General features: G+C 41.5%; 9 protein-coding genes. 5 read left to right on the top strand and 4 right to left on the bottom strand.

Features of this window, described 5'->3' with window-relative positions:
- Positions 1–53: 53 nt before the first annotated feature.
- Positions 54–593 (top strand): RNA methyltransferase, encoded by a 540-nt coding sequence (locus ACFOWS_RS01105; RefSeq protein WP_379762087.1) that lies wholly within the window; start codon positions 54–56, stop codon positions 591–593.
- 115 nt (positions 594–708) lie between these two features.
- Here the strand turns inward: ACFOWS_RS01105 and folK are convergent, their stop codons facing one another.
- A complete protein-coding gene (gene folK / locus ACFOWS_RS01100; RefSeq protein WP_379762086.1) occupies positions 709–1854 on the bottom strand; it encodes a 2-amino-4-hydroxy-6-hydroxymethyldihydropteridine diphosphokinase in 1146 nt (381 codons plus the stop codon).
- A gap of 69 nt (positions 1855–1923) precedes the next feature.
- Between folK and sppA the strand changes: the two genes are divergently transcribed.
- The 3 genes from sppA to ACFOWS_RS01085 are packed head-to-tail and all read left to right on the top strand — an operon-like array spanning position 1924 to position 7118.
- Complete coding sequence (gene sppA / locus ACFOWS_RS01095) at positions 1924–3684, top strand: signal peptide peptidase SppA (RefSeq protein WP_379762085.1); 1761 nt, start codon at positions 1924–1926, stop codon at positions 3682–3684.
- Between the two features lie 2 nt (positions 3685–3686).
- Positions 3687–4394, top strand: coding sequence for a queuosine precursor transporter (locus tag ACFOWS_RS01090; RefSeq protein ID WP_379762084.1), 708 nt, complete (start codon positions 3687–3689; stop codon positions 4392–4394).
- Between the two features lie 36 nt (positions 4395–4430).
- Positions 4431–7118, top strand: a complete 2688-nt coding sequence (locus ACFOWS_RS01085) for an AsmA-like C-terminal region-containing protein (RefSeq protein ID WP_379762083.1) — start codon at positions 4431–4433, stop codon at positions 7116–7118.
- A gap of 138 nt (positions 7119–7256) precedes the next feature.
- Here ACFOWS_RS01085 and ACFOWS_RS01080 read toward each other — a convergent pair whose 3' ends face one another.
- The 3 genes from ACFOWS_RS01080 to ACFOWS_RS01070 form a co-directional block, all read right to left on the bottom strand.
- Complete coding sequence (locus ACFOWS_RS01080; RefSeq protein ID WP_379762082.1) at positions 7257–8021, bottom strand: DUF6090 family protein; 765 nt, start codon at positions 8019–8021, stop codon at positions 7257–7259.
- 74 nt (positions 8022–8095) lie between these two features.
- Positions 8096–9430, bottom strand: a complete 1335-nt coding sequence (locus tag ACFOWS_RS01075; protein WP_379762081.1) for a YfcC family protein — start codon at positions 9428–9430, stop codon at positions 8096–8098.
- A 75-nt stretch (positions 9431–9505) separates the two neighbouring features.
- Positions 9506–10300: a DUF2797 domain-containing protein gene (locus ACFOWS_RS01070; protein ID WP_379762080.1), complete on the bottom strand. Its 795-nt coding sequence runs from the start codon at positions 10298–10300 to the stop codon at positions 9506–9508.
- A 97-nt stretch (positions 10301–10397) separates the two neighbouring features.
- On the opposite strand from ACFOWS_RS01070, the gene ACFOWS_RS01065 reads away from it, so the two are divergent.
- Positions 10398–11906, top strand: coding sequence for a GH3 auxin-responsive promoter family protein (locus ACFOWS_RS01065; protein WP_379762079.1), 1509 nt, complete (start codon positions 10398–10400; stop codon positions 11904–11906).
- Positions 11907–11941 lie beyond the last annotated feature (35 nt).

The following is an 11941-nucleotide window of genomic DNA, read 5'->3' as shown; positions in this document are numbered from 1 at the left end:
TTCCCCATACACGCAGAACGATTGTTGATATTTTAGGCCCAATGGTTAAAAAAATGAACCGGAAACTGGAAAATAGCGAATTGGAAAGATTGGATGTGGAGGCGTTCAAACAAACCGATAAGTCGCCCATTATTATCATTTTGGATAACATTAGAAGCCTGAACAATATAGGTTCTGTGTTCCGAACAGCAGATGCTTTTTTGATTCAAAAAATCTATCTCTGTGGTATTACGGCCACTCCACCACACAAAGACATCCGGAAAACTGCTTTGGGCGCCACCGAAAGTGTGGCATGGGAATACCGAAAAGATACATTGGAACTCTTGGAGGAATTGAAAAAAGCTGGTGTAAGAACTGTTTCTGTGGAACAGGCAGAAAATGCTGTTATGCTCAACGATTTTATCACCGACCCCAAAGAAACCATTGCTTTAGTTTTTGGTAACGAGGTAAAAGGCGTTTCCCAAGAGGTTGTTTCGGCCAGTGATGCAGTTGTGGAAATTCCCCAATTTGGAACGAAACATTCGTTAAATATCTCGGTAAGTGCGGGGATAGTGGTCTGGGATATCTGGACGAAATTGAACCCTAAAAATTAAAAAAGCCCTGTAAAAACAGGGCTGGATATATAGTTTGAGTTAGTTAGTTCCTCCATTAGAGGGCTCTAATAAAATAAAACCATTCGTTATATCCAAACATTTTGTGAAAATTCTCTTAAATACTGGTTGAAATAATAGTGTCTTCCAATCGCTCTAAAATGGTTTCGTAATCCTTCGGATTATTTACAAAATCCAATTCGCTCATATCCAAAACTATGCTGTTTTGCTCAGGATGACCCTTGATGAAATCCAAATAACCGCGGTTGATTTTCTCCAAATATTCAGGCGGTATTTTTTGCTCATAATCCCTTCCCCGTTTCTTGATGTTCTCAAGCAATCGCTCTGTATTTTGATAGAGGTACAGATAAATTTCAGGCTTTTTCACCTCTTTGTACATGAAATTGAAAACCTTTCGGTACAAATTAAATTCATCTTTCTGAAGGGTGACCTTGGCAAAGATCAGCGATTTAAAAATGTCATAATCGCTCACCATAAAGTTTTTGAACAGGTCAAACTGGGAGGTATCGTCAGTAAATTGTTGGTAACGATCTGCCAAAAAGGACATTTCGAGCGGAAAGGCGTAGCGGGACTGGTCCTCGTAAAATTTCGGTAAAAAGGGGTTGTCCGCAAAGCGTTCCAATACCAATTTGGCATTGAACTCTTCCGCAATCATTTTGGATAATGTGGTTTTTCCCGCACCAATGTTGCCCTCAATGGCAATGAACTGTAACTTGGCGAAAAGCTCGGTCCGGTTTCGAAACAACGTATAGGTTGTTTTTTTCATATTGCTACGGTCCTTGCATTCTTGCAGTAGGTTTCGGATGTCTTTGTTGAAAACCGGATGGTAAAACTGTGGCGCAATATTGGCCAAGGGTTTTAGTACAAAATTCCGATCCTGCATGTGAGGATGTGGAATCTTTAAAAGGGGTAGGTCTATGATTTCTTTTCCATAGAAAATGATGTCAATATCAAGGGTACGGGATTTGTAGCCTTCAACTCCAGAACGATCTCGACCAAAATGGCGTTCAATTTCAAGAATTGCCTCAAGCAAATCCGTTGGCGATAGCTTGGTCAGGGTTGCCAAGCAGATATTCAAAAAGTCATTGCCCTCAAAACCCACAGCCGGGTTTTCATACACGGCGGAAACCATTAAAACCTTCCCTACCTTTTTTTCAATATGAAGAATGGCTTTTTGGAGCGTGGCATACCGATTCCCCAAATTGCTCCCCAGTGAAAGATATACGTGTTGAGATTGACTCATGATGAAAAGAACAAAGTAACAAAACAATGCAACAATGGTTATCTTTGAAGCCGAATAAATTTTTATTGAATGAACTTTTTGAGAAACCTACTGGCCTCTATCTTGGGGTCTCTTGTAGCCTTTGGAATACTGATGGGCATGTTCTTTATCTTCATTGCCTTTGTCAGTAATGTGGATGATGGTGTGGTGGTGAAGCGTAACTCCGTTTTGGAGTTTGGCTTTATGGCCCCGGTGAAGGATTATACGGGCAAGGACGATACCGACCCGTTTATGGGGTTGTGGAACAATGAAATTGGTTTGGATGAGATTTTACATGCCATTGCAATTGCCAAAACAGATGCCAATATTGAGGGGGTTAGCTTGACCACCAATTTTCTTCAGGCTGGAATAGCGCAGACCCGGGAAATAAGGGAAGCGCTGCTTGATTTTAAATCTTCGGGAAAGTTTGTTTATGCGTATTCCGATTTTTTCTCCCAGAAAGACTATTATCTCGCCAGCGTGGCCGATGAGGTCTATCTGAACCCTGTGGGAGCTTTGGATTTTAAGGGACTTTCCACGGAAATACTCTACTTCAAGGATTTTCAGGAAAAGACAGGGGTAAAAATGGAAGTTATTCGCCATGGAAAGTACAAAAGTGCCGTGGAACCATTTCTTTCCAATACCATGAGTGATGAAAATCGGTTGCAGATACAGGAATTGATTTCGTCCATTTGGAATGTGATTATTGACGATATTTCCCAATCGCGAAACATTAGCGCTGAGCATTTGAATGTAATTGCCGATACGCTTGGTGGACGAACCCCAAAATATGCATTGGCATCTGGACTAGTGGATGGAAACCTGCATTTTGATCAGTACGAAGCGCTTTTAAAGGACAAAATGGGGGTAGGTACGGATGATGAACTCAATTACATCAGTTTTGAAGATTATGCCTTTGGTGCAAATCGGAAGAAAATACATAAGGGTGCGGATAAAATCGCCGTGATTTATGCCCAAGGTGAAATTTTCTATGGAGAGGGTGGCAAAGATTTTATCGGACAGGGCGTTATGGTGGATGCCTTGCGTAAAGCTAAAGATGATGAAAGCATAAAGGGCATTGTGTTGCGGGTAGATTCTCCCGGAGGGAGTGCCTTGGTTTCGGACATTATTTGGCGGGAAATTGAACTGGTCAAGGAAGAAAAACCCGTGGTGGTTTCCTTTGGAAATGTGGCCGCATCTGGAGGTTATTACATTGGTGTGGGAGGCGATAAAATCTTTGCAGAACCTACCACTATCACGGGCTCTATCGGGGTTTTTGGAACCATTCCCAATGTGCACGAACTGGCCGGAAACATCGGTGTTAATGCAGAACAAGTGGGTACCAACAAAAATTCGGTGGATTACTCTTTGTTTGAACCCTTGGACGATACATTTAGAAGTACCATCCAGGAAGGAATTGAAGACACCTACCAGATTTTTCTGGAACGCGTTGCCGCAGGCCGAAATATGACGATTGACCAAGTGGATGCCCTCGCCCAAGGAAGGGTATGGAGCGGTGTGGATGCCAAGGCAAACGGTTTGGTGGATGAACTCGGTAACTTGGACGATGCCATCGAAGCAGCTGCTGAAATGGCAGGTTTGGACGAGTACAGTATCCGAAAATACCCGAAATACAAATCGGATTTTGAGCGATTTATGGAAGATTTGGGAGGTGTAAAGTCTAAAATAGGAGAAGAGGCCATCAAGGAACAACTAGGTACGGAAGCCTATCAAGTATTTTCCGAGTTCAAAAAGCTTTCCGAACAAAAGGGGATTCAGGCCAAGATGCCTTTTAGTCTAAATATTAAATAAGAATGACGCAGAACGATAAGAAAAAAGCGTTTTCCCTGTATCTCTACATGGGCGCCTTGTTCATCACCTCGCTGGTGGTGTCCAATCTTATCTTTCAGAAATTCTTTTATTGGGAACCCTTTGGGGAAGTCACCGTTTTTGGAGCACCGTTGTTTGAACTTTCTGTGGGTATTTTGCCCTATCCCATTACCTTTTTGGTCACCGACCTCATTTCAGAAATCTATGGAAAGAAAAAAGCTAACCAAGTCGTTACCGCAGGTATTTTTGCCTCTTTTTTCTCCATGGGAATCATTTTGGTGGCCAATTATGCGCCGGCCATACCTACCTCACCTGTGGACGATGTTCTGTTCACCAACGTCTTTGGGCTATCTCCTTTGGGCGTGCTCGCTTCCATGTTGGCGTATTTGGCTGCACAGTATATTGATATTTCCATTTACCACTTTTGGAAACGGGTAACCAAAGGCAAAATGCTTTGGCTCCGAAACAATTTTTCTACCTTTTCCTCGCAGTTTGTGGACACCTTTACCGTGGTGGGGCTGTTGTGTATTTTTGGCGTACTACCTTGGGATAAATTCTACGGATTGGTTATCAGCGGCTTTATTTTTAAGATAATTATAGCACTTTTTGATACCCCTTTGCTTTATCTTTTCGTATATATAATACGTAAAAGATTTAACTTAAAAATAGGGGAAGAGATAGCTTTGGATTGACGACTTCTCCTTTAATTTGTTGTAAAACATCTATTTATGAAGAGAAGAGTCCTAAAGATTACTGGAATAACCCTACTTGTACTAATTGGCCTGCTAATTGCCATACCCTTGTTCCTTCAAGGTAAAATTGAAGAGATCATTAAGAACAAGGTGAACAACAGCATCAATGCCACATTGGATTTTGAGGATGCTGACCTAAGCTTGCTCAAAAGTTTTCCCAATGCCAATGTAAAGCTCACGAACCTATCCTTAGTGAACAAGGCCCCTTTTGAGGGAGATACCTTGTTTTCTTCTTCGGATATTGAATTGACCATGTCCATCAAGGAGCTTTTTAAATCCGCCGATGAGCCCATTGTGATCCAACGGTTGAATATTGACAAGGCCAAACTGCACGTCTTGGTCGATGAAAATGAGAATGCCAATTACGACATTGCCAAGGAAGATGAAGGTGCCACTGCGGAAACTGTGGAGGCATCCAACGACAATTTCACGCTCAACATGGATTCCTATTCCATTACTAATTCGGAAATCATCTATGATGATATATCTAGTGGCATGCATTTGGTCCTGTCAGAAATGAACCACTCCGGTACAGGAGATCTTTCATTGGAGCAATCAGAGCTAAAGACATTGACCGATGCCATGATTTCCTTTGAGATGGACAGCACCAAATATCTGAACAACAACAAAATTTCCTTGGATGCCCTGATAGGTATCGACCTGAAGGAGAATAAATACACTTTTTTGGAAAACAAGGCACTGATCAATCAATTGCCCTTGGTTTTTGATGGATTTGTAAAGGTCAACGAGGATAATCAGGAAGTGGATATTACCTTTAAGACACCTTCATCAGACTTCAAGAACTTTTTGGCCGTGATTCCCGAAGTCTATTCCAAAAATATTGAAACCGTTCAGACCACCGGTAATTTTGAGGTCAGTGGCGAGTTTAAGGGCATTGTGGATGAGGAGCACATCCCGACGTTCCACATTGCCATCAACTCCGAGAATGCTTCGTTTAAGTATCCTGATCTACCCAAATCGGTGCAAAATGTGTACATAGACACTGAAATCAAAAACACTACCGGAATTACCGAAGATACTTTTGTGGACATCAAACGACTGTCGTTTACCATTGATCAAGATAAATTCAACCTTACGTCTAGAATACGGGATTTGATGGGCAATACCAAAGTGGATGCTGATATGGATGGTCGAATTAATCTCGCCAATATTTCACAAGCCTATCCCGTGCCCGCCGATTACAACCTAAAAGGAATTTTGAATGCTGATATCACCACTTCCTTCGATATGGAATCGTTGGAGAAAAAGCAGTACCAAAATACCAAAACTACCGGAAAGGCATCTGTTTCTGGGTTTGAATATGCTTCGGAAGAACTGAAAAATCCCGTTGCCATTAATACAGCTGCGGTATCGTTCAACCCCAACACAGTCACCTTGGATTCGTTTAAGGGAAAAACCGGAAATACCGATTTTGATGCCAAAGGCACCTTGACCAATTTGCTTGGATTCATGTTCAACAAAGAAAATGTGGAAGGTAGATTTACACTGACATCCAACACCTTTGCGCTGAACGACTTTATGATGGAAGAGACTCCAGAAACTGGAGATGGTGATACTCAAACCCAAACTTCTGGAGGGGAAGAACGTATCAAGATTCCATCTTTTTTGGATTGTACCATTGAAGCAGCAGCTGGTACCGTTTTGTATGATAATCTAACTTTAAAGAATGTGAAGGGCACCTTGACCATAAAAGATGAAACAGCTACGGTGAAAAACCTGACCTCTGACCTTTTCGGGGGTACTCTTGGTCTAACAGGTTCAGTTTCCACTAAACAAGAAGCTTCAACTTTTGATATGGATTTGGGGATGAGCAATTTTGGCATCAGTGAATCCTTTGCGGCTTTGGATATGTTTCAGGCCTTGGCGCCATTGGCCAATGCGCTTCAAGGGAAATTAAATTCCACTGTCAAGATTTCAGGGAACCTGAAGGATGACTTCACGCCAAATCTGGCCACAATTTCCGGAAACTTGTTGGCCGAACTGCTCTCCACTAAAGTGAATACAGAAAAGGCCCCCTTGCTTTCTGCTTTGGACAGTAAGTTGAACTTTTTAGATAGCAAAGACATCAATTTGGACGACCTCAAGACTGCGTTGACCTTTGATAATGGTGCTGTTAAAGTGAAACCTTTTACATTAAAGTACAAGGACATCGCCATAAACGTAGATGGGAGTCACACGTTTGACAAGCAACTACAATATAGTGCCACGTTGGATGTGCCTGCGAAGTATTTGGGGACTGAGGTAAATAAACTTATCGCCCAAATGAACGATGATAGCATAAAAGATCTTACTATTCCTGTAATCGCAAACATTGGGGGCAATTATACCAACCCTACCGTGACTACGGATTTAACCTCTGGCGTAAAGAAATTGACCACCCAGTTGGTCGAGATCCAAAAGCAAAAATTGGTCAACCAAGGCAAGGATAAGGCCAAGGACTTGTTGTCTGATGTTTTCAAGAAGGATGAAAAAGATTCAACGTCCACAAAATCTGATGGGGTAAAAGAAACGATAGGTGGTTTGTTGGGTGGTGATAAGAAGAAGGATACCACGGCCACCAAGTCCGAGGAAGAACCCGTAAAAAGCGCCGCGAAAAAAATTCTGGGGGGCTTGTTGAACAAGAAGAAGGACACGGTAAACTGAAAAATAAGAAGTGTCTAAAAAGATGATTTACGTCAACCTGAACTAGTTTCAGGTTCCCATAATCCGTTATTTAATTGTTATGGGATTCTGAAATGAATTTAGAATGACGTATTCCCTCACTTTTTAGACAACCTTTTTTTATTGCTCCAACTCATTATTGATGGTTTCCAAAATAGAATTCAAGCTCATCATCAATGGTGCATAATGTTCAGTTTCGGTAGACTGGCTAGTGATGATAAACAACAAGATGTTGTTCTCAAAGGCCAAGGATTCCAATGCACCTAAATTACTCACAGGGTTTTGATTGTTAGGGATGCCTACTTCTTTGGACATACCTGTGTTGTCCAAGAGCGTTCGTATGCTATAGCCCTCACTTCTAAAAATATTGACGGTGTTATTTCGCTCCTCACCGAGCATTTTTTCCTGGTTGGCAATATCATCGATGGTGGATATCCAATTGGTGAGCCGAATTCGTAGCGTATCGTTGGAAATATCTTTTAGGCTGCCCGAGTTGATCATTTCATTCAACAAGGAATTGTTGGGATTGAAGAAGATATCGTAATTAAAGGCTGTGGCGAACAGTTGCGAAAACTTTTCTTCAGAAGGGAAACTTTTTTTGTCCATCAACAAAACAATCTCTTGTGCGGCTTCGTAACTTTTCCGGTTGACCTTAATGAGTTCCTCCAGCTTTATTTTACTGATATCAAATTCTTCCTTTAAGCCCTTCAGATACACTTGCTCTTTCTCTCGTTTGATGCGGTTGTCGTTGGCATTATCAATGGCCAAGGCAATCAATATACCAATGACCACTAAAAATATTTCACCGATGGCGTAAATGAGGTAGTTGCTGAATTTTTTCTCGGCAATCAGTTGTTTTTTGACTTTTCTAAAGAGTTTTAACATGGCTCTTGGGTGGTTACTTTGGCTGGTTTTGATAAACTAAACTAATTATTTTTTTGCATTGGATGGATTTAGGATTATTGGTAACCTAGGGCCACTGCAGCAACTAAGGCTAGGGCGGCAATTAATAATATGAGCAGTGTAGGCTTAAGAGCAAATCTTAGCCATTTATTGTAAGGAACATTACAAAGGGCCAAAACGGCCATGAGTGCACCATTGGTAGGCACAATCATATCGGCCATAATCGCACCGTATTGATAGGCCATAACACAAATTTGCCTGGACAATCCTATTAAATCGGAAAGTGGAATCAATATGGGCATAGTCAGCACCGCTTGTCCCGAATAACTGGGTACGGGAAAGTGTAAAAGGGAATGTGCAACCATCATGGAGACGGCGGAGATGGATGGAGGTAAATATTTAAGAGGACCAAAAAGCCCATATACAATGGTGTCCATGATCATACCCTCCTTTAAAACCAATGAAATACTATTGGCGAGCCCCAAGATGATACTCGCAAACATCATTTCTTTAAATCCTTCGATATAGGATTCACCAGTGCCGTTTATACCTAGTTTGCCAATAATCCCAGCTACGATGCTCAAAGCAAAGAATGTGGCGGACATTTCATTGAAATCCCATTCCAAAAACAGCAATCCATATGTGACTCCAAAAAAGGTTGTGCCAAGTAATAACAAGATAACTTTGCTCCGGGTGGTCATGGATTCATGGGTCGAAGGCATTTTTATTTTTTCAATTTTGTTCTTGTTGGCATATCTAATAAGATATATTGTCCATACTACAAAGACTATCCCCAAGACCACTAATCGTAGTTCACTTCCAGAAAGCAGTGGAAGCCCTGCTTCTTTTTGGGCAATCAATATGCCAAAGGGGTTGGATGGGCTAAATGAGCTGCCAATCACAGTGGAGCCATAGCTCATGAGTAAGATGGTAAATGTATTATAACCCAGGCTTTTCCCGAATAAGAGCAAAATGGGGATCATTGCAATGACCTCTTCCTGCATACCAATGGTTACTCCTCCCGCGGTAAATAGGGCTGAAACCAGAATTAAGGCCAAGGTTTCTTTTCCTTCCAAAATGTTGACCAGCTTGAACAGACCTTGGTTAAAGGCACCGGTCTTTTCTATGACATAAAAACAACCACCTATCAAAAGGATAAGAACAATGGCGTCTGCTCTTCCAATAATGCCTCTTGGGACGGAAAGAATCAAATCTAGGACAGAAAGGTTTTTAGAATTAATTTGTTGATAGGAGTCGTTAAGAACCTTGGTTGTACCGGTAGCCTCGTCCAGTACCCGTTGATAGCTTCCTTGTGGGATGATATAGGTGAGTATCCATGCAAATAGGATGACAGCAATGAGTAAGACGAAAGCATTTGGAAATTTTTTCATCCGGTTTGGTTTTGGTTGGTTATTTACATAAAAGACCTTCTGGGGTCTTTTTTACTGTCAAAACGAGTTGAGGTCTTATTGGATATTTACCCCAACGTAATAGCCTTCGCTTCCACGTACATTAAAAACCGTATTGTCCTCAAAAATCAAATACTGTCCTTTAATCCCTTTCAGTACTCCCTTGTAACTTGGAATTTTTTCCAAATTAAGGCTTTTAACTTTCTCTGGATATTGCAATACCGGGAATTTCAAATTGGTCTCAGTATTATTCTCTATAAAATATTGGGCTGCTTCGTCAGGGATGTAAGGTTTTAGTTTGGCTCTCCATTCGGTGAGATCGAGGTCCTCAATATCATTTTTGAGCATTTTTTGCCAGCTGGTCTTATCACTTACATGCTCTTTTAGGGCTACTTCGGTAATTCCCGCCAAATAGCGATTGGGCACTTCCACAATTTCAATGGCCTCGTGGGCTCCTTGGTCTATCCATCGGGTTGGGACCTGTGATTTTCGGGTAACCCCCACCTTTACATTGCTTGAATTGGCCAGGTATACAATATGGGGTTGTAGCTGCATCCTCTTTTCATACTCTAAATCCCGGTCTTCCTTGTCCAAATGGGCGGTACTCAATTCAGGTTTCATGATCCAATCACCCGCGTGTGGTGTTTCATAGAAGCAAGTTTTACAAAATCCTTGTTGATAAATGGGCCTGTCCTGACCACAATTAAGACATTGGTATTTAATGAAATCGATATGGAGTTCCTTGTTCAGAGCCTGGTTGACATTTAAAAAGCCATTGTCAAAAATCATAAAATACTGAATGGGATTGCCATTTTCAGTTTGCATCTTGCGCAGTACTCCTTCGTAAAGCATATTGGAATTATTGTTTTTTATGGATTTGAAAATGAATGCGAGAAAAGCTATTTTAGCTATAACACCCAACTAAATTTCTTGGTTAAATATACCTAAAATGCCAATACCATTATTCAACTCCATCGCTTCTTGGCTTTTACGAAAGCGGTACCATCAAATTGAGCTCTTTTTGAAGTATCCGTTGGATGTTCAGGATGAGGTATTGCGGCATTTGATTGATTTTTCCAAGGATACCATGATCGGTAAACAATACGGATTTCATGATGTTCCCAAATACGAAGAATTTCGAAACCGCGTGCCCATTGTAAGCTATGAAGATATTGCACCCCTTATAGAGCGTACCCGTAGGGGTGAGCAGAACCTATTTTGGCCCACCACTATAAAATGGTTTGCCAAGAGCAGTGGCACTACCAATGCCAAGAGCAAGTTCATTCCTGTGAGTATGGAGGCGTTGGAAGACTGCCATTACAAATCCAGTAAGGATTTGTTGTGTCTTTACCTGAACAACAATGAGAATTCGCAATTGTTTACGGGCAAGAGCCTTCGGTTGGGGGGGAGTAAAGAGCTTTATGAGGACAATGGTACTTTTTTTGGAGACCTTTCTGCCATTTTAATTGATAATATGCCGCTTTGGGCCGAATATAGCAGTACGCCCAGCAACAAAGTCTCTTTAATGAGTGAATGGGAGTCCAAATTGGAGGCCATCATTGAGGAAAGTATTCGTGAGAATGTGACCAGTTTAGCAGGAGTCCCTTCATGGATGTTGGTTTTGCTAAACCAAGTGTTGGAGAAAACAGGAAAGAATCACCTTTTTGAGATTTGGGAGAATTTGGAGGTCTATTTTCACGGAGGGGTGAGCTTTACACCCTACAAAAATCAGTATAAAAAGTTGTTGCCCAGAAAACGGTTCAATTACTACGAGACCTACAACGCCTCCGAAGGATTTTTTGGTATTCAGGATCGGAATGATTCAGATGAGCTCTTGTTGATGTTGGACTATGGTATTTTTTATGAGTTCATCCCGATGGATGCAGAAGATGAAGAACAACAGGCCATTCCGCTGTGGGATGTACAGATTGGTGTTAATTACGCCATGGTGATTACCACTAACGCTGGTTTATGGCGGTATAAGATTGGGGATACCATCCGTTTTACCTCAAAGGACCCTTATAGAATTCGGATTACGGGAAGAACCAAACACCATATCAATGTTTTTGGCGAAGAGCTGATTATTGAAAATGCGGAGGAAGCCTTAAAACAAATTTGCCAAAAGACCGACGCAGAGATTATGGACTATACCGCGGCACCCATTTTTATGAACGGGAGCGAAAAAGGGGGGCACGAGTGGATTATTGAATTTAGGAAGCCACCCGAGGATGTGGCCTATTTTACGGAGTTTTTGGACAATGCCCTAAAATCGCTCAACTCAGATTATGAGGCGAAGCGTTATAATAATATCACCCTAAAGATGCCCAAAGTACATGTGGCCCGGAAAAATCTTTTTCATGACTGGTTAAAGTCCAAGAACAAATTGGGCGGGCAGCATAAAATCCCAAGATTGTCCAATAATCGAGACTATATCGATGAACTTCTTCAAATGAATTAGCACTAAGTTAGTGTGTTTGTTACACCTTACAAATC

The sequence above is a fragment of the Flagellimonas marina genome (assembly GCF_042651185.1).
GTDB classification, from domain to species: domain Bacteria; phylum Bacteroidota; class Bacteroidia; order Flavobacteriales; family Flavobacteriaceae; genus Flagellimonas; species Flagellimonas marina.
This window is presented reverse-complemented; position numbering and strand designations above follow the sequence as displayed.